The sequence below is a fragment of the Croceimicrobium sp. genome (assembly GCF_965228705.1).
Lineage (GTDB): Bacteria > Bacteroidota > Bacteroidia > Flavobacteriales > Schleiferiaceae > Croceimicrobium.
This window is the reverse complement of the sequence record NZ_OZ245832.1, coordinates 1,552,352-1,573,828: the sequence shown is the minus strand read 5'-3', so window position 1 is coordinate 1,573,828 and position 21,477 is coordinate 1,552,352. Positions and strand designations below refer to the sequence as shown.

The 21,477-nt window shown below is 41.3% G+C and carries 19 protein-coding genes; 16 read left to right on the top strand and 3 right to left on the bottom strand.

All coding sequences use genetic code 11. The features are described 5' to 3' along the window. Positions 1 to 10: 10 nt before the first annotated feature. From wecB to ACO05P_RS07095, 14 genes are all read left to right on the top strand, one after another. On the top strand, positions 11 to 1,162 hold the full coding sequence (gene wecB / locus ACO05P_RS07160) for a non-hydrolyzing UDP-N-acetylglucosamine 2-epimerase (RefSeq protein ID WP_421754414.1): 1,152 nt from the start codon (positions 11 to 13) through the stop codon (positions 1,160 to 1,162). A gap of 6 nt (positions 1,163 to 1,168) precedes the next feature. Continuing rightward, complete coding sequence (locus tag ACO05P_RS07155; RefSeq protein ID WP_421754412.1) at positions 1,169 to 2,290, top strand: hypothetical protein; 1,122 nt, start codon at positions 1,169 to 1,171, stop codon at positions 2,288 to 2,290. A gap of 3 nt (positions 2,291 to 2,293) precedes the next feature. Beyond that, a complete protein-coding gene (asnB, locus tag ACO05P_RS07150) occupies positions 2,294 to 4,207 on the top strand; it encodes an asparagine synthase (glutamine-hydrolyzing) (protein ID WP_421754410.1) in 1,914 nt (637 codons plus the stop codon). A 92-nt stretch (positions 4,208 to 4,299) separates the two neighbouring features. Then, positions 4,300 to 5,166, top strand: a complete 867-nt coding sequence (locus ACO05P_RS07145; RefSeq protein WP_421754409.1) for an NAD-dependent epimerase/dehydratase family protein — start codon at positions 4,300 to 4,302, stop codon at positions 5,164 to 5,166. A gap of 2 nt (positions 5,167 to 5,168) precedes the next feature. Beyond that, a complete protein-coding gene (locus tag ACO05P_RS07140) occupies positions 5,169 to 5,312 on the top strand; it encodes a hypothetical protein (protein ID WP_421754407.1) in 144 nt (47 codons plus the stop codon). Between the two features lie 6 nt (positions 5,313 to 5,318). Then, positions 5,319 to 6,392: a glycosyltransferase gene (locus ACO05P_RS07135; RefSeq protein WP_421754406.1), complete on the top strand. Its 1,074-nt coding sequence runs from the start codon at positions 5,319 to 5,321 to the stop codon at positions 6,390 to 6,392. Beyond that, a complete protein-coding gene (locus ACO05P_RS07130) occupies positions 6,389 to 7,510 on the top strand; it encodes a glycosyltransferase family 4 protein (protein ID WP_421754404.1) in 1,122 nt (373 codons plus the stop codon). The genes ACO05P_RS07135 and ACO05P_RS07130 overlap by 4 nt, the downstream gene beginning before the upstream one ends. A gap of 19 nt (positions 7,511 to 7,529) precedes the next feature. Further along, the gene (locus ACO05P_RS07125) at positions 7,530 to 8,474 is read left to right on the top strand and encodes a GDP-L-fucose synthase family protein (protein WP_421754402.1); all 945 of its coding nucleotides are present in this window, start codon (positions 7,530 to 7,532) and stop codon (positions 8,472 to 8,474) included. 2 nt (positions 8,475 to 8,476) lie between these two features. Then, the gene (gene gmd / locus ACO05P_RS07120; protein ID WP_421754401.1) at positions 8,477 to 9,604 is read left to right on the top strand and encodes a GDP-mannose 4,6-dehydratase; all 1,128 of its coding nucleotides are present in this window, start codon (positions 8,477 to 8,479) and stop codon (positions 9,602 to 9,604) included. Between the two features lie 7 nt (positions 9,605 to 9,611). After that, the gene (locus tag ACO05P_RS07115; RefSeq protein ID WP_421754400.1) at positions 9,612 to 10,760 is read left to right on the top strand and encodes a glycosyltransferase family 4 protein; all 1,149 of its coding nucleotides are present in this window, start codon (positions 9,612 to 9,614) and stop codon (positions 10,758 to 10,760) included. Between the two features lie 2 nt (positions 10,761 to 10,762). Next, the gene (locus ACO05P_RS07110; protein WP_421754398.1) at positions 10,763 to 11,893 is read left to right on the top strand and encodes a hypothetical protein; all 1,131 of its coding nucleotides are present in this window, start codon (positions 10,763 to 10,765) and stop codon (positions 11,891 to 11,893) included. Positions 11,894 to 11,895: 2 nt separating this feature from the next. Beyond that, positions 11,896 to 12,501 (top strand): sugar transferase, encoded by a 606-nt coding sequence (locus ACO05P_RS07105; RefSeq protein WP_421754397.1) that lies wholly within the window; start codon positions 11,896 to 11,898, stop codon positions 12,499 to 12,501. Continuing rightward, positions 12,501 to 13,514, top strand: coding sequence for a sugar-transfer associated ATP-grasp domain-containing protein (locus tag ACO05P_RS07100; protein WP_421754396.1), 1,014 nt, complete (start codon positions 12,501 to 12,503; stop codon positions 13,512 to 13,514). The genes ACO05P_RS07105 and ACO05P_RS07100 overlap by 1 nt, the downstream gene beginning before the upstream one ends. Before the next feature lie 6 nt (positions 13,515 to 13,520). After that, a complete protein-coding gene (locus tag ACO05P_RS07095) occupies positions 13,521 to 14,588 on the top strand; it encodes a hypothetical protein (RefSeq protein WP_421754394.1) in 1,068 nt (355 codons plus the stop codon). 84 nt (positions 14,589 to 14,672) lie between these two features. Here the strand turns inward: ACO05P_RS07095 and ACO05P_RS07090 are convergent, their stop codons facing one another. Genes ACO05P_RS07090 through ACO05P_RS07080 form a run of 3 tightly spaced genes read right to left on the bottom strand, consistent with a single transcriptional unit; the run spans position 14,673 to position 19,097 of the window. Next, entirely contained in the window at positions 14,673 to 17,126 is a 2,454-nt protein-coding gene (locus ACO05P_RS07090; protein WP_421754393.1) for a GumC family protein, read from the bottom strand. Between the two features lies 1 nt (position 17,127). Continuing rightward, positions 17,128 to 17,946 carry a polysaccharide biosynthesis/export family protein gene (locus tag ACO05P_RS07085; RefSeq protein ID WP_421754392.1) on the bottom strand — a complete coding sequence of 273 codons (819 nt, stop codon included), beginning with the start codon at positions 17,944 to 17,946 and terminating at the stop codon, positions 17,128 to 17,130. Continuing rightward, complete coding sequence (locus tag ACO05P_RS07080) at positions 17,943 to 19,097, bottom strand: DegT/DnrJ/EryC1/StrS family aminotransferase (protein WP_421754390.1); 1,155 nt, start codon at positions 19,095 to 19,097, stop codon at positions 17,943 to 17,945. The genes ACO05P_RS07085 and ACO05P_RS07080 overlap by 4 nt, the downstream gene beginning before the upstream one ends. Positions 19,098 to 19,258: 161 nt before the next feature. Here ACO05P_RS07080 and cysD point away from each other — a divergent pair, with 161 nt between their 5' ends. Next, positions 19,259 to 20,161: a sulfate adenylyltransferase subunit CysD gene (cysD, locus tag ACO05P_RS07075; RefSeq protein ID WP_421754388.1), complete on the top strand. Its 903-nt coding sequence runs from the start codon at positions 19,259 to 19,261 to the stop codon at positions 20,159 to 20,161. 21 nt (positions 20,162 to 20,182) lie between these two features. Beyond that, complete coding sequence (gene cysN, locus ACO05P_RS07070; RefSeq protein WP_421754386.1) at positions 20,183 to 21,451, top strand: sulfate adenylyltransferase subunit CysN; 1,269 nt, start codon at positions 20,183 to 20,185, stop codon at positions 21,449 to 21,451. The last annotated feature ends 26 nt before the right edge of the window (positions 21,452 to 21,477 follow it).

The window sequence follows — 21,477 nt, the reverse complement described above, 5'->3', positions numbered from 1 at the left end:
GTAGTTTAAAATGAAGAAGTTAAAGGTTTTAACCGTTGTAGGTACGCGTCCTGAGATCATTCGATTATCTAGAGTGATGTATGCTCTTGATGAAAGTCCTGCGATAGAACATATTACTGTACACACCGGGCAGAATTACGATTTTGAGCTTAATGAAGTATTCTATGAAGATTTAGGAGTACGGAAGCCAGATCATTTCTTGAATGCAGCTGGTGCCAATGCCACCGAAACGGTAGGTAAAATTTTAATTGCCATTGATCCAATTTTGGAGCAGGAACAGCCTGATGCATTTTTAGTCTTAGGTGATACCAATTCCTGCTTATGCGCCATTCCCGCCAAGAAGCGTAAGATTCCTATCTTCCACATGGAAGCAGGTAATCGCTGCTTTGATCAAAGGGTTCCGGAAGAAACAAACCGGAAAATTGTTGACCACATAGCGGATATTAATCTGACTTATTCTTCCATTGCCCGCGAATACTTATTACGCGAAGGATTGTCTCCCGATCGTATTATTAAAACGGGATCTCCAATGTTTGAAGTCCTGGATGCCTATAAGGACAAAATTGCAGCCTCTGATATTCTTCAGAAACTGAATTTGGAGAAGAACCAATATTTCCTTGTTTCGGCACATAGGGAAGAAAATATATCCTCGGATCGAAACTTCTTCAACCTTCTGGAAACCTTAAACATTCTCGCCGAGGAGTACCAGTTACCGATTATAGTTTCAACCCATCCGCGCACCCGCAAACGCTTGGAGCAAATAAAAGAAAGTAAGCAATCGGATATTAGCTTGAATAGTCTTATTCAGTGGCAAAAACCGATGGGATTCTCAGATTATAATGCCTTACAGGTAAATGCCAAGGCAGTATTGTCAGACAGCGGTACTATTTCGGAAGAGTCTTCAATCTTAAATTTCCGTGCTCTCAATATTCGCGAGGCTCATGAACGCCCGGAGGCGATGGAGGAAGCCTCTGTTATGATGGTGGGCTTAAGTCCTGAGCGAATCTTACAGGGAATTAAGCAAGTTGAATTGCAATCTGTAGGAGAACAGCGAGACTTTAGACAAGTTGCCGATTACAGCATGCCAAACGTGTCTCAAAAAATGGTTAAGATCATTTTGAGTTATACGGATTATGTGAATAGAACGGTTTGGAAAGCTTAAAGTAAATTGAACAAGACCACGCTCAAACAGAATTTGTTTAATTCCTTCGGCAAGTCGACCAAGAAGAAGATTGTTCTTTTTGAAAGCGATGATTGGGGAATGATCCGCACGCGATCCAAGAAATCATTGGATACGCTTAGAGGTAAGGGCTATTTAGTAGACCATTGCAGTTATAATCGCTTTGATGCGGTTGAGAGAAACCAAGATCTTAGCGGGCTTTTGGAAGTCTTGGCCAAGTATAAAGGGGCAGACGGGAAACCGGCCAAATTTACCTTAAACAATGTGGTTGCCAATCCTGATTTCGACAAGATTCAAAAGGCGAATTATAAGGAATACCATTACAAAAGCTTTGTAGAAACGCTTAGCGAATATTCGGAAACGGATTCTGTAATGGAGCTTTATAACCAGGGATTGAAAGATGGTCTGATTCAGATGCAATTTCACGGTCGAGAGCACGTAAATGTGAATCGATGGTTAGAGGCATTGCAGGCCGGGGACCAGCGCTTTATGGATGCTTTTTTAGAAGGGCAGTTTACGGTAGCGGGACAAGGAAGAACCAGTGGTAGAAAAGACTATTTAGATTCTTTTGGTCGCGCCTATTCTCATGAATATGAATCGGAGAAGTCTATAATTGACTCCGGTATGCAACTCTTCGAGGAAATCTGGGGCTTTAAATCACTAAGCTTCATCGCACCTTGTTACACATGGTCTTCTCAAATAGAACAGCATTTGTGGGTACAAGGCGTAAAATATTTACAAGGAACTCATGTACAGAGGGTTCCTGCTCCGGGCTTGGAATTAAAGATTGAGAAAAAATACCATTGGCAAGCAAAAAGAAACAGTTCCGGATTGATGTCAATCGTTAGAAATGTGATGTTTGAACCTTCAGAACATCTCTCTAAACCAGAACTGGTTGATCAGGCTTTCAAGGAAATTGAGAATGCCTTTTTTTGGAAAAAGCCGGCCGTTATAAGCAGCCATCGTGTGAACTTCATGGGAAGGTTGGATGAGGACAACAGAACAAAGAACCTTCGGTTATTGGATCAACTTTTGGGTCGTCTGACCACGAAATATCCCGATGTGATTTTTATGAGTACAGATGATTTGGGCCAACTTTATTCGAAATAAGGTATGTGTGGTATAGCAGGATTTATTGATTTTACTAAGACGGCTTCTACCGAAAGCCTTCAAGCTATGGTAGCCAGTCTTCACCATCGGGGGCCGGATGATAGTGGAGCTGAAACTTTTGAGAATGAGCATTGTCTAATTGGTTTTGGTCAAGCTCGTTTGTCCATTATAGATCTTAGTCATGGAGGACACCAACCCATGCATTATAAACATCTCTCTTGTGTATTTAATGGGGAAGTATATAATTATCAGGAAATTAAAGATGAGCTAATTGCCTTAGGGCATGAGTTTAACTCCAATTCAGACACAGAAGTTATTTTACATGCTTACGATGAATGGGGATTGGATGCAGTTCATCGCTTTATAGGCATGTTCGTGTTCACCATTTACAATCGCGAAAAGAATACACTTTCCATAAGCCGCGATCGTGCCGGGGTAAAGCCTTTGTATTATTTCCGATCAGAGGATCATTTCTTATTTGGATCGGAGTTGAAAGCTCTTATGGCCCATCCAAACTTTAAAAAGGAAATAGCTCCGGAAGTATTGGCAGAGTACCTGCAGTATGGCTACATAGCAGCTCCTAATTCCATATTTAAAGAGACTTTCAAATTAGAGCCTGGGCATCATCTGACCATTGATCTTTCATCGAAGAAAATTGAGATAGAAAAATACTGGGATCCCAGTACCTTTTATAGTCAGCCTAAATTGAAGCTTAGCTATGATGAGGCTAAGAATCAATTGCACGAATTAATGAAATCTGCTTGCCAATACCGAATGGTTGCAGATGTTCCCGTTGGGGTGTTTTTAAGTGGCGGATATGATAGTACCGCTGTAACCTCAATTCTTCAAGGGCAATCCCAGGAGAAGATAAAAACCTTTACTATAGGTTTTGAAGAGGGGAACAATGAGGCTCCTTTTGCGAAGGAAACGGCAGAATACCTGGGAACTGATCATACAGAGTATTTCTGCTCTACTAAAGAAGCTCAGGAAATCATCAAGGATTTACCTTTTTTCTACGATGAACCTTTTGGAGATAGTTCAGCAATTCCAACAATTCTGGTTAGTAAGCTGGCTAAACAAAAGGTAACGGTGGCCCTCTCTGCGGATGCCGGTGATGAGCTGTTCTTTGGTTACAACAGCTATTTTCAACAAGCCAGCAATCTTAACAAGCTTAAAAAAGTGCCTAAGGCATTTAAGCCTGCAATGGCCTTAATGGCTCCTCTCGCCAAAAGCTGGATTAAGAATGAAGCAACCGCACATAAAGCTTCTTCTTTTTTAGCCAGTCTTAATACATCTGAAAATGTAGAAGCGGCTAAGTTATTTTACTACGCAAAGCGAAAGCCAGAGGAGTATATCGCAAAATTATTGACGAACAAGCCCGAGTCCAAGGACCTTAAAGCAAAGGCATCTCAGGTTAAAAAACTAAGCCAGGCTGAAGACAGCTTTATGTTAGCTGATTACCAGGATTACCTTCAAAATGATATCCTCACTAAGGTTGATCGAGCAACCATGAGTGTTTCACTGGAAGGACGAGAGCCCTTTTTGGATCATCGTTTATTGGAGTTTTCGGCGCGCTTACCTCTTAGTTTTAAATATCAAGACGGATCTAAAATTGGAAAGGATATTCTCAGGGACATTGTTCATGAGTACGTTCCAAGGGAAATGATGGAAAGACCAAAAACGGGCTTTTCAATTCCTGTATTAGAATGGTTGCGTAAGGACCTATTTTTCTTGCAAGAAAAATATCTGTCTGAAGAAGCTTTGCAATGGTCAGGCTTATTGAATGTTCCATTTGTATTGTCTGAAATACGCAGATTCAATGAGCGTAAGATGCATTACAGTCCGGTGATCTGGTACATTTTGATGTTCCAGATGTGGTATGATCAATGGATAAATAAAGCAGAAGTTAATGCCTAAGCACATTGCTGTAAATCCATCCTTCAGATTATTGATTAAATTTTAATTGAAGTGTTTCGGTAGAAACGAATACACACTAAGCAACTCTAAGCATGCAAAAGATTTTAATTACAGGTATTGCCGGATTTATTGGCTACCATACTGCCCGTAAATTACTGGGCCTTGGCTATGAGATTATCGGCATTGATAATCTCAATACCTATTACGATGTTCAGTTAAAATTGGATCGTTTAAATGAATTGGGTATTGATGTGCACAGTGATACCTTTATCCGTCAAACTAAAACAGCAAGCAGCCAATTTGATAAATTAAGCTTCTTACAATTAGACCTTACAAATAAAGATGGTCTGTTTCATCTGGTAGAAGAGGAGAAGCCCTATCAAATCCTTCATCTTGCAGCTCAGGCTGGAGTCCGGTATTCAATATTAAATCCTGATGCATATGTGCAGTCCAATGTCGTGGGTTTTGCCAATATTTTGGAAGCCTGTCGTCGAAATGATGTAAAGCATTTGGTATACGCTTCCAGTTCTTCCGTTTATGGAAATACAAGTGAAGTTCCCTTTTCAGAGTCAGACCGGGTAGATGAGCCCGTAAGTCTATATGCCGCTACAAAAAAGAGCAATGAGCTAATGGCTCATACCTATAATCACTTGTATGGCTTTCCATGTACAGGACTTCGCTTTTTCACGGTTTATGGTCCCTGGGGCCGACCGGATATGGCCGCCTTCCTTTTTACGCGTGCTATCATTAAAGGAGAGCCTATTAAAGTGTTTAACTATGGCGAACTATGGCGCGACTTCACCTTTATCGATGATATTGTGGAAGGTGTCATAGGAGTAATCCGTAAAGAACCTTTTGCTAAAGTGGCGCAAATCTTCAACATTGGAAATAATCAACCGGTGAAGCTTTTAGATTTTATCCAACCCTGGAAACAGCCTTGGGTAAGAAAGCGGAATTGAAGATGATGGAAATGCAGGAGGGTGATGTTTACAAAACCTATGCTTCGGTAGATCGTCTGAAAAAATACGTGGGCTATGAGCCCAGTACTAATATAGCCGAGGGTTTAAAACAATTTGTTAATTGGTATCAATCCTATTACAAATAGGCTAAGGTGCAATCCACTCCAGTAAAAACCATAACCTTAATTAGCCCCTCGCTTTCCGCAGGGGGAGCAGAAAGGGTGATTTCTCTTTTGGCAAATTGGCTCATAAATGAGGTCGACCAAGTACATCTTATATTACTGACACGAGGCCCTCGATTTTATGATTTGGATTCAAGGATTCAAGTGCATGAACCAGACTTTAATATTGAAGAACTCGGACGCCTAAAGTTTACTTTAAAGAGCTTCTTCTGGCTGCGTTCCCTGTGGAAGAAATTACAATCCGGAGCCGCGCTTTCCTTTGGGGGCAAATACAATGCTTTTGTATTGTTAAGTGCCATAGGTAAGGGGCAAAGAGTATTTGTCTCTGATCGCAGCCGGCCCTCTATTAGCTATGGAAGGGTGCTGGATATACTAAACCCTCTGGTGTACCGAAGAGCAGCTGGAATAGTGGCGCAAACGGAAAGAGCTAAAAACCTGATGCATAAAGCTACAGGACATAAGAATATTAAAGTTATACCGAACCCGGTTCCGCAAATAACACCTGGCAAACAGCATCGTCAGAAAGTGATCTTAAATGCCGGTCGTTTTATAGCCTCCAAACATCAGGATTTACTCATTGAGTATTTTGAGCAAATTGAGGATCCGGATTGGACGCTGCGATTTTTGGGAGATGGCCCTAAATGGGAAGAGGTTAAAGCTAAAGCAGCCCGCAGCCCCAAGAAAGAGCAGATAGAATTCTTGGGTAATGTTAATCCCATTAGCCCCTATTATCAGGAAGCAGGGATTTTTGCTTTCACCTCAAGTTCTGAGGGCTTCCCTAATGCTTTAGGTGAAGCAATGAGTGCTGCCTGTCCGGTCATTAGTTTTGATTGTGAAGCTGGGCCTGCGGATTTAATTGAGAATGAGATAAGTGGCTATTTAGTTGACTTAATGAATCATGAAGATTATATAGCTAAACTTAAATTACTGGTTTCAGATGCTAGCAAGCGAGAAAGTTTGGGAGCTGCAGCTCGGGAGCAGATGCAAAGTTTTGAGCTGTCAAAAATCTGTAAGAACTACCTTAACTTTATGCTTGCATCATGAGATTGATGATTAATACGGCACATCAACGTTTTGGAGGAGCTGTGCAAGTGGCATTATCCTTCATAAATGAATGTCGCGATTTTCCTGAACATGAGTACTTTGTCATGCTCGGACCGGGTCTTCAAAAATTGGTCAATCATGAAGAATTTCCCGAGAATTTTCATTTTGAAAATTTCGATTTTGGCCCTATTAATTTGCGAAAGTCCTTTGCCATTAATAGGGCTATGCAAGCCATGGAGGCGAAATACAAGCCAGATGTAATCATATCTACCACCGGGCCAACGTATTTTCACTCCAAAGCGCCGCAGATTATAGGATTTAATTTGCCTTTATATATCTATCCGGAATCACCATTTGTGCAAAGCTTTTCCGGTATACGTCGACTTAAATTCGCCTTTAAGAAGATCCTGCATTATTACTTCTTTAAACGAGATGCAAGCGCTTTTGTAACGCAAACAGATGATGTGAATCAAAGGGTGCGCAAGGAATTGGGCTTTGATAAGGTGTATACCGTTACCAATACTGCCAGTACTTATTACAAGCAACCCGAGTCCTTTCCGAATAAATTAGCAGCTAAGCCTGAGGCTTTATACCGTTTTGTAACCATATCGGCTTTTTATCCTCACAAGGATTTGGAGTTGATTAAGGAGGTAGCCCGGATATTAGAAGAACGTGGGCGCCAAAATTTCGAGTTCGTTTTAACCATTAAACCCGAAGAATTTGACCGTGCCTTTAAAGGCCAAAATCATATTGTAAGTGTGGGACCAGTTCCTCCCCGGGAATGTCCTTCCTTATATCGCGAATGTGATGCCATGTTCCTGCCAACCTTGGCAGAGTGTTTCTCGGCCTCTTATCCCGAGGCGATGATAATGGATAAGCCTATTATTACCACCGACTTAGGTTTTGCTCGCAGCATTTGCGGTGAGGCGGCCTTGTATTTCAAAGCCAAAGATGCCGAAGCGGCCGCCGATCAAATTGAACGATTGTTAGATGATAAGCAATTGGAAGCTAAATTGGTTGAGCAAGGTCATCAAGAGTTAAAAAAGTTTGACAGTCCGCAAGAGCGGGCTAAAAAATATATCGAGCTTTGTGCCACTATGGCTAAGGCACAAGCCTAATTATTAGATCCCTGATTTTATGAAGATTTACATTGCCGGACATCGCGGAATGGTAGGTTCAGCCATTTGGCGGCATTTCGAAAATAGTGCGGAAAATATCGAGCTAATCGGCCGAAGCAGCAAGGAACTCGATTTGCGAAACCAGCAGGCAGTTTCCGATTTTATTGCCACTGAGAAACCCGATGTAATTATCGATGCTGCAGCACGAGTAGGTGGTATCCTGGCCAATAATGATTTTCCTTATCAGTTTCTGATGGAAAATATGCAGATTCAAAACAATCTGATCAGTGCCTCTATTGCCAACAATATTCAAAAGTTTGTTTTTTTGGGTAGTTCTTGTATTTACCCTAAAATGGCTCCTCAGCCTCTTAAGGAAGAGTATTTGCTCACCGGACCTTTGGAACCAACAAATGAGTGGTATGCCATTGCTAAAATTAGTGGTGTAAAAGCAACTGAATCCATTCGCAAGCAATTTGGCTACGATTACGTAAGCTTAATGCCGACTAATTTATACGGTCCCTTCGATAATTTTGATTTACAAACTTCTCATGTACTTCCAGCAATGATTCGCAAGTTTCATGAGGCCAAGGAAAACAATCATGCTCCGGTAGGCTTATGGGGAAGTGGATCTCCTATGCGGGAATTTCTGCATGTTGATGATTTAGCAAAGGCAGTAGGCTTTGCGGTTCGTAATCGATTAGAGCACAACCTCTACAATGTAGGTAGCGGTAGCGACTTATCCATAAAGGAATTGGCAGAAAACATTCAAAAAGTAGTGGGTCATCAGGGTAAAATTCAATGGGATACCACTAAGCCAGATGGTACGCCTCGTAAATGGATGGACAGTTCTCTTTTAAGAGCCATGGGCTGGTCACCAGAAATAGGACTGGAAGAAGGCATTAGTGATACTTACCAGTGGTTTCAACAAAACATCAATCAAATTAAGGAGGTTAAACTTAGCTAAACATGAAAACAGCATTAATTACCGGAATTACAGGCCAGGACGGTTCATACCTTGCTGAGTTATTGTTAGAGAAAGGGTATATGGTTCATGGAATCAAGAGAAGATCTTCCCTGTTCAATACCGATCGAATTGACCATTTGTATCAAGATCCACATGATCCTAAGCAGAGACTTAAACTTCATTATGGAGATTTAACCGATTCCATGAACTTAACTCGAATTATCCAGGAGGTTCAACCGGATGAGATTTACAATTTGGGCGCGATGTCCCATGTTAAAGTTTCTTTCGAGTCTCCTGAGTATGTAGGTAATGTAGATGGCCTTGGAACATTAAGAATCTTGGAGGCAGTAAGATTATTGGGGTTAACCGAGAAAACGAAAATATACCAGGCATCTACTTCTGAATTATATGGAGGGATGCCCGAGAATAAAAATGATAAGGGTTTTTACGATGAGAACTCTCCTTTTTATCCTCGCTCTCCTTACGGCGTAGCTAAAATCTACGGTTTCTGGATTACCAAGAATTACCGTGAGGCATACAATATGTATGCTTGCAACGGAATTTTATTCAATCATGAGTCACCCAGAAGAGGGGAAACCTTTGTAACCCGTAAGATCACTAGAGCGGTTTCAAAGATTGCTTTAGGCCTACAGGATAAAGTATATCTGGGTAACCTGGATGCGAAGCGCGATTGGGGGCATGCCAAAGACTATGTTCGCATGATGTGGATGATTTTGCAGGCCGATCAAGCTGAGGATTGGGTTATTGCTACCGGTATTACCACTACGGTTCGAGATTTCGTGAAAATGGCATTTGCCGAGGTGGGCATTAGCTTGCGATTTGAAGGAAGTGGTGTAGATGAAAAAGCTTTTGTAGCCGCTTGTGACCATCCTAAATTTCAATTGGAAATAGGCAAAGAAGTACTTTCCGTAGATCCTTCATATTTCCGTCCTACGGAGGTTGATTTATTGATTGGTGACCCATCCAAAGCAAAAGATAAATTGGGCTGGGTTCCAGAATATGATCTTCAAGCCCTAGTTAAGGATATGATGGAAAGCGATGTTAAACTGATGCAGAAAGACATCGATTTATTAAAGGCAGGCCATAAAGTCTTAAAACAAGAAGAATAAGAGACCTATGTCTTCGCAGAGAAAATTGGTCATACTTAATCAAGCGGCAAATTATCTTACCATAGGATTTGCCAATGCATTTCAGCAAGAGTTTGATGAAGTAGTGTTAATAAGTGGTAGCGTTCACGTTCAAGGTGAAGAGTTGGATAGCAGGATTAAGGTTCATTCCATCAATCGTTGGCATGAAAGTCCGGCCTCTAAGAAAATGACATCATACCTCTTAGCCATGCTCAAGATGTGGTGGCTTTTAATGACCAAATATCGCAAGCATGAAGTGTATTTTGTATCGGTTCCCCCAATGGGATACTTGCTGAATATCTTCTTGCCGCATCGCTTTAGTATGGTAATTTGGGATGTGTATCCTGATGTGTTCCAGATTACTGGAATGAAACAGGATCATCCGGTTTACCGAATTTGGTCCTGGCTAAACCGTAAGTCATTTAAAAAGGCCTATCGTTTGTTTACCATAAGTGAAAAGATGGCGGAATTGCTGCATCAATATGTAGATCCAGCCAAGGTAATTGTGCAGCCAATCTGGTCCATTTTTCAAGAGAATGAAAAGGTATCTAAGGCAGATAATCCTTTTATCAAGGAACATAATCTCCAAGGCAAGTTTATTGTCCAATATTCCGGAAATATTGGCCTAACTCACAATGTAGAGGCCATGGTGGATATTGCTGAATTGCTGCAGGATGAGTCTAATATCCTTTTTCAGATTATTGGGCGAGGTCCGCGAAAAGCAGTTTTGGAGAAGGTCGTGCAAGAACGACAATTACCAAATTGTATGTTCTTACCCTTCCAATCAGATGAGATGTTTCCTTATTCATTGGGAGCAGCTGATATGGGCGTTGTAATTCTGGATGAATCTACTAGTAAAGGCAGTGTACCCAGCAAGTCTTACAATTTAATGTCTTACGGGATTCCCTCATTGTACATCGCTTCAGACGATAGTCAGTTAAACGTATATGCCCAAAGGTTTGCTCATGCCTTTTGTTATAACAAGTCGCAATTGCACGCAGCGGCAGACAGTATATTAAAGTTGTCGCAGGATCGGGAACTCTGGAAGCAGATGTCCTTGGCCTCGGAGGAGGCAGCGGGACATTTTAAGCGCTCCAATGCCGATAAGTTTGTTGAACTATACCTTCAATCAAGATAGCTGTGAAACAAGCTCTTCTGGATAATTTAAAGAATATTCCAGGCTGGAAAAGCTCTCGGAAGATTTTGGTTATATCGGTAGACGATTATGGTAACGTTCGTCTCGACTCTAAACAGGCTCGAAAGTCAATGGACGAGGCCGGACTGAAGGTATTGAGTCGTTTTGATGCTTATGATACCCTAGAATCTCGCAGAGACCTTGAGATGTTGTATGAGGTATTAGACTCGGTTCGCGATAGCAAAGAGCGTGCGGCAGTCTTCACTCCCTTCGCCATGCCCGCCAATATTAATTTTGAAGCTATGGCGGAGCAAGACTATCAGAACTACATTCCCGAAAATCTGCCCGAAACCTACAGGAAATTGGAAGCACTTCAACCCAAGGCATATCAAGGAGCCTGGGATCTATGGCAAGAGGGGATCGAAAAAGCTTTGATGGTACCTCAATTTCACGGTCGGGAGCATCTAAACCTAAAGTCGTTTGAAGCCAAGTTAGCTGCGCGAGATACCGAAGTTTTAACAGCGCTTAAGAATCGTTCTTACACCAGTATTTCTAGAAGTGGTTTCCCCAATATCTCCTATACGGCTGCCTATGAATTTGAGGAGCTAAATGAAAATCAAAGCTTTAAATTCATCTTGCAGGACGGCCTGGATCGCTTTGAACAAGTATATGGCTATAAGTCTGTGCATTTCAATCCACCAGGAGGCCGGGAGCATCCTATGATTCATCCTTTTTTAAAGGAGAAAGGGGTGAAATATTTGGATACTCCTTTTATTAAACGTCAGCATGAAGGTGGTGGCCGGTATCAGAAATCATTGAATTGGACCGGAAAGCAAAATAAAGAAGGTTTAATCCTGCAGGTTCGTAATGTGGTATTTGAACCAACGGATAATCGTGGATTTGACTGGGTCGATTATAGCTTCCGCCAAATTGCTACCGCATTTAAATGGAATAAACCTGCGATTGTGAGTTCGCATCGAGTGAACTTTTGCGGGGAAATAGATCCCGAAAATCGCCGAAAAGGACTAGCGGCTTTAAAAGCACTTTTGGAAAGAGTGGTAAAACATTATCCTGAAGTGGAGTTTATGTCGAGTGTAGAATTGGGAGATACCATCGCCCAAAGCCTTAAACCTTAGTCATGTACCGAAAACTGTTTAAGAGATTAATTGACCTATTAGTGGCTTTGAGCCTTTTAATCCTTTTAAGTCCGCTGATTCTGATCATTACGGTTGTACTGCTTTTTACTAATGAAGGGAAGCCATTTTTCTACCAAGACCGCCCAGGTTATAAGGAAAGAAAAATTCGGATTATGAAGTTTAAATCCATGACCGATAAAAAGGACGCGGAGGGAAAGCTGTTGCCGGATAATGAACGCATCACCGCTATGGGAAAGTTTATTCGCTTAAGCTCCTTGGATGAATTACCGCAATTGGTTAATGTTTTGAAAGGAGATATGAGTTTGATAGGGCCTAGGCCTCTGCTTTTCAAGTACCTACCTTTATACTCTGAAGAGCAAAGACGCCGACATGAAGTAAAGCCTGGTATTACAGGATTGGCACAGGTTAATGGGCGAAATGCCATTAGCTGGAAGAAGAAATTTGAATATGACGTTTACTATGTGGATCATCTGAGCTTAGCCTTGGATATTCAAATTGTGTTTAAAACGATTCGAAAAATAGTGATCAGAGAAGGGGTGAATCAATCGGATGACCGCCCCATGAGACCATTTGACGGCACCAACTGATGAAAAGAGTACTCTATTTTTTTTACTACCTCAAGGAGCTTGACTCTAAGAAATTTAAAAGCTTCATGGCTTATGCTCGAAAAGCTTCTGGCAGATCGACTTTGAGTCTGTACTTAGAGCTGTTTCGGGATTCTGTGAAATACAATATTTCCATTCTGGAGTATTTCCAATTTCATTTCTATGAGATTAGCCCCGAAGAAAAAGCTAAGTGGGCGGGTACTGGTTATATGTATGAGTATCAGTTGCTGATGAATCCCAAGGAAAGCAGAAACCTTCTTTCGGATAAGGCTCTTTTCTTGAAGGACTATGGCAAATTTGTAAACCATGCTTTTGCTGGAATTGAAGAGTTGAAATTAAAGCCCGAACTGGCCAAAGATCTAATTGAAGGCAAAAGTGATAAGGTGGTGCTTAAGAGTGTGGACGGCCAATGCGGTAGAGGAATTCAAATTATCCCAGTTAAAGGCTTAAACCCATCCACTTTGGTATCTAAGCTCGAAGCCTCCGGTAATGACCTGGCGGAGGAATTTGTGCAGCAGCATGAGGATTTGAATCGATTATCGCCTTCAGGGTTAAATACCCTTCGTATTGTGACCCAAATTAATAAAGAGGGCGGCGTAGATGTAATTGCTGCTCGATTGCGTATCACCGTAAACAACAGTGTAGATAATTTGGCTGCTGGTAATCTGGCCGCTGAAGTTGATTTGGAAAGTGGCAAGGTTAATGGGCCTGCGGTTTACAGTGATATTACCAAAGAAGATACCGCCACTCATCCGGTAACGGGAGTAGCAATTAGTGGATTTGAAGTACCGCTGTTTAAAGATTCCATCGAAATGGTTACAGAGGCCGCTTTGCTATATCCTCAAAATCGATCTATTGGTTGGGATGTTGCGATTACAAGCAATGGACCTGAACTTATAGAAGGTAACCACGATTGGTGTAAGCTATTATGGCAATTACCAGTAAAGAAAGGCCTAAAGCCAGTACTTGAAGCCTACAGAACGAATAGAAAATAAGCTTAGATGAATATTTTAATTAGTGGAGTAGGAGGGCCTACTCCTCGCAGCATTGCACGCAGTATTAAAATCAGCAAGTATGCTGATGAAGCTAAGATGTTTGGTACAGATGTAAATCCTTTGGCTTACGGCCTGTATGAAAATGATTTATACGAAGAGACCCGCTTAATCCCATATGCCGGGAAAGAAGGTTATTGGGAAGCCCTGAAAGCTTATATCAAAGAAAAAGACATTAGCTGTGCCATGGTACACCCAGAACACGAAGTCTTGGCTTGGTCTAAATTGAAAAAAGATGGCGGCGAGTGGCCTTGCAAAACTTTGCTTCCTGATTATGATGTTGTAAAGGTCTTAGTGGATAAAGGTGCCATGACTGATATCCTCGAAGGCACTGGTTTAGTGCCAGAGTCGTATCTGATTGACCCAGAAAATTTGAACTTCGAGGAGCTTGAGCAAACCCTGCCTTATCCGTTCTGGATTCGAAGTACCTCGGGCTCCAGTGGTTTAGGATCTTTGAAAGTTGAAGATCGAGATAGTCTAAAGAATTGGATAACCATCAATCCTGGAGTAACGGAATTTATTGCCAGTACTTATTTACCTGGCCGAAACCTAGCCTGTAAACTGCTTTATCATAATGGAGAACTTTTACGTTCGGCTTGTGGTGAACGTGTAAATTATATTATGGCAAAGGTGGCCCCATCGGGTATCACTGGTAATACTTCTTATGGTCGTTTACTGAATGAACCTAAATTAGTTGATGCGGCCGTAAAGGCGATGGAATTAATATTTGAAGCTACCGGAGCTCCTAAGCACGGTTTCTTTACTGCTGATTTTAAGGAAGATGCCCATGGGAAGCCTTATATCACTGAAATCAACGTTCGGATGGTAGCCTTTAATTATAGTTTTGCCAAAGGCGGTGCTAATTTTTCGGAAGACATTGTTCGCTTGATGAATGAAGATGCCAGCTTTGATCGTAATTATAAGATGTATGAGTTTGAGCCTGGAACCATCTTTTTGCGTGATGTAGATGCAGAGCCGATTTTGATGAAAGAAGAAGATTTGATTAAACCCATCTAGTTTGATATTGTTAGCATAAAAAAAGCGACCCAATTGGGTCGCTTTTTTTTATGTTCTAAGATTTGGACTTAGACCAAACTTGAATTATCCTCTGGATCTAAAGCCACGGCCTTTTTTACCGCTTTCTTTATCGTCTTCGCCATAATAGGCAGAGCCGTATCCGTAGCCGTAACCATATCCATAACCATATCCGTATCCATAGCCATATCCGTATCCATAACCATAGGATTTAGAAATGGTAAAGTCATTAATGGTAATGGCGATATTCTGTACAGATTTGTTTTCGTAGCGATCATTGATAAAGCTCAATAACTGCTTGTCGGTATAACCTTGTCGGATAACGTAGAAGCTGTAATCTACCTTCTTAATAAGTTCAAAGGTATCAGCTACCAATCCAACCGGTGGAGTATCGAAAATGATATATTCAAAGTCTTGCTTTAGAATCTCATGCATTTCGTCAAAGCGCTCGCTGAGAATTAATTCTGAAGGGTTTGGAGGAATGGGACCAGCAGACAGGATATAAAGATTATCCAACATACTCGTCTTTTGGATAGCGTCTTTGCATTCCATTTGACCTGCCAAAACAGTACTTACTCCAAAGTCATTACTAAGCTTAAAGTCGTTGTAGATTTTTGGTTTACGCAAATCAAGACCAACCAATACTGTTTTCTTACCACTGGCCGCTAGAATGGAGGCCATGTTGATCGAAATAAAGGTCTTTCCTTCACCACCGATGGAAGAAGTAAAGAGCATAGTCTGAATCTTCTTTTCGCCAGCCAGGAAGGAAATATTACTTCGTAAGGCTCGGAAGGATTCTGCGATACTCGACTTCGGGAATTCGGCAACAATAAGGTTGGTGCTGCGATCACTGTGTCCAATCATGGCTACAATAGGCATGTTGGTAATCGATTCAACATCTTCCTTCGAACGAATTTTGGTATCCAGTAAATCCGTAATTACGATAAAGCCTATTGGAATAAAAAGAGATATCACAATGGCAATAGTAAAAGTACGTTTGGGATTGGGGCTTACCGGATCTTTATCAACGGTCGCTGAGTCTACAACGCGTGAATCGGGGGTGTTTCCAGCCAAAACAATAGCGGTTTCAGCCTTCTTCTGCATCAAGAACAGGTAGAGGTTCTCCAGAATCTCGTAACGTCTTTTGATACGGATCAACTCAATTTCTGTTTTAGGTAATTCGCTTACCTCAGATTCAACCTTATGACGCTTATCTTCAAGAACTTGAATCTGATAAGAGAGTTGATTAAGTACCGAACTAATATTAGTTTTCAGATTTTGGCGCAGCTTTAAGATTTGCTGGTCCAAGAGTCGAATACGAGGGTTACTTTCCAACTGACCATAGCTTAATCGAGATCGTTCCTGGATTAATAGGTTCAAATCGCGAATGGCCATAGATATAACCTCTTCCAAACCTTGAATGCCCATGGGGCTCAATAAAGCCTCAGTTAATTCAAGTTCATTATTCTTTTTAGTGATGTAATTGAGGTAGCGCTCTTGAGACTTTAATTCTGAAATCTTGGCATCAAGGTCGAATATTTGAGTAAAGAGTTGAACTCCCTTACTACTGAGGTTGATTGCTTGATTTTCAGATTGGAAAGTTTTTAAAATACCCTCTACTATTTCCAAAGAATCTTGAAGTCCGGAAAGTTCTTTGGTGATAAAGTTCAGCGCATTTTCGGTGGTTTGATTCTTACTTTCAAGGTTAAAGTTTTGGTATTCAGAGATTAACTGATTTACATAATCTTTGATTTTATCACCAACCGCACCTTTCATACTGATGTTGATGGCTGCTGATCCTTCAGAAGTTGGTTCAACAGTTAACTGGTCGTAATAACTATCAATCAAATTCTGTTTGGAAGTCCAGTTTACCTTGATTTCTGATACATCCTGAGGAGGATCATAGGAAGTTGGGCTAATGCGGAATTTGGCAATTGGACTAAGGAACCACTCATTTTCCTTTACAAAAATAACTTCCTTTTTATCCTCATCAGGATTGTAGGCTTCGGGCAGTTCAATTTCATACCCTGCGTCTTTTTGCTTCACAATGTACTGACCGTACACTTGAGTGTGAAGACTATCATATTCCAATCTCCAGCCCGGGTTGGGATAAATCTCAGAGCTTTTAATCTTTCCCTCGCTGTAATAGCTTATTTCAAAAGACAAGCTTTGAAGAGTTCTTTCGGTTAAGGTTCTACTCTTAAGAATAACAACCTCATTTTCGAATTCCAGGCGAGGATTATAATAACCTACGGCAGACATTAAAGACTCCATGCTGCCTTTTTGGTCAGAATCCACCATAACGGTAGCGTTTACCTCATAAATACGAGTAGCATAACGGTAGATAAAAAGAGCGATAACCAGACCAATAACCATTGAAATGGAGATAATTGGCCAGGAACCTAAAATACGGAAGAATAACCTTTTTATGTCTACAGAATCCTCACTACTAGACTGCTGAGGTTGGATCATTTCTGTAGGATAGCCGGGCTGCTGGTAGCTGGGTTTAGAATCTTGCATCCTAATTATTAATACTGTTTATAGCGATAATCAAGGTGATGGTAGAAGCGAGCACCGAGAGTAATTGAGAAAAAGTTTGGAAACCGGTAGTACCAATACCAAAGGATTTTTGAGGTAGTGGTTTGACATTAATTACATCATTAGGCTGAATGAAATAACGTGAGTCATTAATAACATTTGCGTCGGTTAAGTCCAACACGAAAGTTTTAACACCTTCTGGACTTTGACGTACTACCATTACTTCTTTACGATCTCCAACTATGGTAATATCGCCTGCAGAAGCTAATGCTTCGAAGATATTTACCTGATTTTGATACACTACGTATTTACCAGGTCGGGCTACTTCGCCCACAATTGAAAAGCGAATTCCAGCTAATTGAACAGTTACATTGATGGATTCCTCCGTAAAATACTTTTGAAGTTCAGTTTCCACCAAGTTTTGAATTTCTTCGATGCTTAGATCTAAAACCTGAAGCTTGCCAACAATAGGAATACTGATTTCTCCATTGAGGTCGATAGAGTATCCCTGAAGGTAAAACAAAATGTCTCCGGCCTGCAATGCATTGGGTTGAGACATATTCGCAATATTGAAAAGCTGCGAAGTTTCAGCATCATAGGTACGAATAGTAATGCTCAAGATGTCATTAGGCTGAACGCGGTATGCATTGCGTTCCAATTTGTATTCTTTGGAAGAACCTTCTTCTTCTTGTAAATAGGTTAACCTTTTGGTAGGAACACAGCCAATGGCTCCAATGAGCAATAAAGAGTACAAAGTCGCTTTAAAGAAGCGCGACCACATTTTTGACTTGGTTCTTGTCATGAGAAGAAAGATTCAATTTTGGTTTCGATTCGTGCCCAATCGCTCTCGCTTAAATTACTGCCGGAGGGCAAGCATAAGCCTGTGTCAAAGAGCTTTTCTGCTACTTTTCCACCATAGTATTTAGTCTCTTCGAAAACAGGCTGTAAGTGCATGGGTTTCCAAAGGGGGCGTGCCTCAATATTTTCTTCGAGCAAAAAGATACGTAATCCTTCACGGTCTTTCCCCTTATTTTCATCTGGATTCATCACGATGGAGCTCAACCAGCGATTGCTAAATGAATCGGCTAGTCCTGGCTGAAGTTTAATCGCATATCCTTTTTTATTAATCCGAGCAAAGAGCTCCTGATAGCGCTCAAAGTTTTTACGACGCAGCGTAATGTGTTTGTCTAAGACAAGCATTTGGCCACGACCAATACCGGCAAGCACATTACTTAAGCGATAATTATAACCAATGGTGCTGTGTTGGTAGTGAGGAGCCTCATCGCGGGCCTGGGTTGCTAAAAAGCGAGCTTTATCGATCCACTCCTTATTGGAAGAGACCAGGGCACCACCACCGCTGGTAGTGATAATTTTATTGCCATTGAAGGAGTAAACTCCAAAATCACCAAGGCTACCAGTATATTTTCCTTTATAGGTAGAGCCTAAACTTTCGGCAGCATCTTCTAAAACTGGAATGCCGTAGGATTTTGCATGAGCTAAAATCTCGTCCATTTTAGCCGGCATTCCATATAGGTGAACCGGTATAATAGCTTTTACTTTGGGAAGAAGTCCTTGCTGATCGAGGTCTTTTAATGCAGTCAGTAAAGAGTCTGGACACATATTCCAGGTGTCTTCCTCAGAATCAATAAATATAGGGTCCGCACCACGGTATTTTATGGGATTTGCTGAGCCACAAAAAGTAAAGCTTTGAACGATAACCAAATCGCCAGGACCTACTTTAAGTAAATCAAGAGCAATATGAAGGGCAGCCGTACCACTGCTTAGTGCTGCGGCATGAGCCACACCATTGTACTTTTCAAGATCTGCTTCAAAGCCATTTACATGAGGCCCCAATGGAGCTATCCAATTGGTTTCGAAGGCTTGATTAACGAATTCCTGCTCCTTTCCACCCATGTGAGGAGAGGACAGCCAGATCTTGGTTTTATCGCTCATTGAGGGCATTTATTTGATCGGACAAAGAAAGCAAATGATTTGAAAACTTTGGGGCTTACCACAGGGCCATACTGTTATTTAATTCACATTTAATCTCAGCTGAGCGAATTCTTCTGATTGATATCCATTAATTTTGGACTGTTTTGAGAAAAAGAAACTGAATGCGTTATACATTAACCCACCTTAAGGAATTGGAAGCCGAAGCAATCTATGTAATCAGAGAGGTCTTCGCCCAATTTGAAAACCCCGCTATTCTTTTTAGTGGAGGGAAAGACTCTATTGTATTAACTCACTTGGCAAAGAAGGCGTTTTGGCCTTCGAAGATTCCATTTCCATTGGTGCATATTGATACCGGTCATAATTTTCCGGAGACGATTGCCTTCCGGGATCAGTTGGTCGAAAATTTGGGGGTTAGATTGTTGGTGGGCTCAGTACAGAAATCCATTGACGATGGTGCAGTAAGGGAAGAGACAGGAAAGAACGCCAGTCGAAATGCACTTCAAACCGTAACCTTGTTGGATACCATCGAGGAGTTTCAGATTGATGCAGCTATGGGAGGTGCCCGTCGGGATGAAGAAAAAGCCAGGGCTAAAGAGCGTTTCTTTTCGCATCGAGATGATTTTGGTCAATGGGATCCCAAAAATCAAAGACCCGAACTTTGGAACCTATTCAATGGGAAGAAGAATATGGGAGAGCATTTCAGAGTATTCCCAATCAGCAATTGGACGGAGATGGACGTATGGCAATATATTTTGCTTGAAAATATCGACATCCCCAGCCTTTATATTGCACACGAGCGCGAGGTAATCTTCCGGAATAATACCTGGTTGCCGGTTTCGGAGTTCATCACTATTGAAGAACATGAGAAAGTAGAAAGTCGTATGATTCGCTTCCGTACTTTAGGGGATATCACTATCACCGGCGGTATTGATTCGGATGCCGATACTCTAGAAAAAATTGTGCAAGAAGTGGCATCTGCCCGCCAAACCGAAAGGGGAAATCGCGCGGATGATAAGCGTGGTGAAACCGCAATGGAAGACCGTAAAAAGCAAGGCTATTTCTAAGCAGACCAAACAATAGTAAAGATGAGTGATAATTCGTATTTAGATATGCAACTACTTCGCTTTACCACAGCAGGTAGTGTAGATGATGGAAAAAGCACCTTGATTGGTCGCTTACTTTATGATTCAAAATCCATTTTTGAAGATCAGTTAGAGTCTGTTGAAACCAGCAGTAAAAAACGTGGGGTAGACCATGTTGATTTGGCTTTATTGACCGATGGTTTAAAAGATGAACGTGAGCAGGGGATTACCATCGATGTAGCTTACCGCTACTTTGCTACTCCTAAGCGTAAGTTTATCATTGCTGATACGCCTGGACATATCCAGTATACCCGAAATATGGTTACAGGTGCATCTACCGCTAACTTGGCTTTAATCCTGATGGATGCCCGACATGGTGTGGTTGAACAAACCTGTCGACATTCCTTTATAGCCAGCTTATTGCAGATTCCGCATTTAGTGATTTGCGTGAATAAAATGGATTTGGTGGACTATAGTGAAGAACAGTTTAATAAGATTGTAAAGGACTATAAAGAGTTTGCCTCCAAACTGAATGTGAGTGACATTCGATTTGTACCCATCTCTGCCCTCAATGGCGACAATGTGGTAAATCGAAGTGAGAATATGCCTTGGTACAATGGTGAGACCTTATTGCATACTCTCGAGACTATTCATATTGATAGTGATCAGGATCATGTAAATGCTCGATTCCCGGTGCAAACAGTAATTCGCCCGAAAAGTGACCAATACCATGATTATAGAGGTTATGCTGGTCGAGTGGCAGGGGGTATTTATAAACCCGGTGATGAGGTGGTAGTGCTGCCCAGTGGATTTGGTTCCAAGATTAAATCAATAGACACCATGGGTACTCAGATAAAGGAAGCTTTTTCTCCGATGTCTGTGACCATCACCTTAGAAGATGATATTGATATCAGTCGTGGTGATATGATCGTGCGACCTAATAATCAGCCTACCGTAACCCAGGATTTGGATGTTATGCTTTGTTGGTTAAATAATTCACCAGCCCAGGCACGTGCTAAATATATTCTTCGTCATACCACCAATGAATCACGGTGTATGATAAAAGAGGTGCTTTACAAAGTGAATATTAACACCTTACATCGAATCGAAGATGATAAGGAAATTGGAATGAATGATATTGTTCGAGTGAAAATTCGTTCTACTAAGCCTTTGTTTGTAGATGAATACAATGACAATCGTAATACAGGTTCCATCATCTTAGTAGATGAGAGCACAAACGAAACCGTGGCTGCAGGCATGATTCGTTTATAGGAACCGTACCCTAAAATTAAAAACCC

Coding starts and splice junctions, on each gene's coding strand:
- ACO05P_RS07145 (WP_421754409.1), top strand. CDS start 4,300: ATGCAAAAGATTTTAATTACAGGTATTGCCGGATTTATTGGCTACCAT.
- ACO05P_RS07130 (WP_421754404.1), top strand. CDS start 6,389: ATGAGATTGATGATTAATACGGCACATCAACGTTTTGGAGGAGCTGTG.
- ACO05P_RS07090 (WP_421754393.1), bottom strand. CDS start 17,126: ATGCAAGATTCTAAACCCAGCTACCAGCAGCCCGGCTATCCTACAGAA.
- asnB (WP_421754410.1), top strand. CDS start 2,294: ATGTGTGGTATAGCAGGATTTATTGATTTTACTAAGACGGCTTCTACC.
- ACO05P_RS07100 (WP_421754396.1), top strand. CDS start 12,501: ATGAAAAGAGTACTCTATTTTTTTTACTACCTCAAGGAGCTTGACTCT.
- cysN (WP_421754386.1), top strand. CDS start 20,183: ATGAGTGATAATTCGTATTTAGATATGCAACTACTTCGCTTTACCACA.
- gmd (WP_421754401.1), top strand. CDS start 8,477: ATGAAAACAGCATTAATTACCGGAATTACAGGCCAGGACGGTTCATAC.
- ACO05P_RS07125 (WP_421754402.1), top strand. CDS start 7,530: ATGAAGATTTACATTGCCGGACATCGCGGAATGGTAGGTTCAGCCATT.
- ACO05P_RS07105 (WP_421754397.1), top strand. CDS start 11,896: ATGTACCGAAAACTGTTTAAGAGATTAATTGACCTATTAGTGGCTTTG.
- ACO05P_RS07095 (WP_421754394.1), top strand. CDS start 13,521: ATGAATATTTTAATTAGTGGAGTAGGAGGGCCTACTCCTCGCAGCATT.
- ACO05P_RS07085 (WP_421754392.1), bottom strand. CDS start 17,946: ATGACAAGAACCAAGTCAAAAATGTGGTCGCGCTTCTTTAAAGCGACT.
- ACO05P_RS07140 (WP_421754407.1), top strand. CDS start 5,169: ATGATGGAAATGCAGGAGGGTGATGTTTACAAAACCTATGCTTCGGTA.
- wecB (WP_421754414.1), top strand. CDS start 11: ATGAAGAAGTTAAAGGTTTTAACCGTTGTAGGTACGCGTCCTGAGATC.
- ACO05P_RS07115 (WP_421754400.1), top strand. CDS start 9,612: ATGTCTTCGCAGAGAAAATTGGTCATACTTAATCAAGCGGCAAATTAT.
- ACO05P_RS07080 (WP_421754390.1), bottom strand. CDS start 19,097: ATGAGCGATAAAACCAAGATCTGGCTGTCCTCTCCTCACATGGGTGGA.
- cysD (WP_421754388.1), top strand. CDS start 19,259: ATGCGTTATACATTAACCCACCTTAAGGAATTGGAAGCCGAAGCAATC.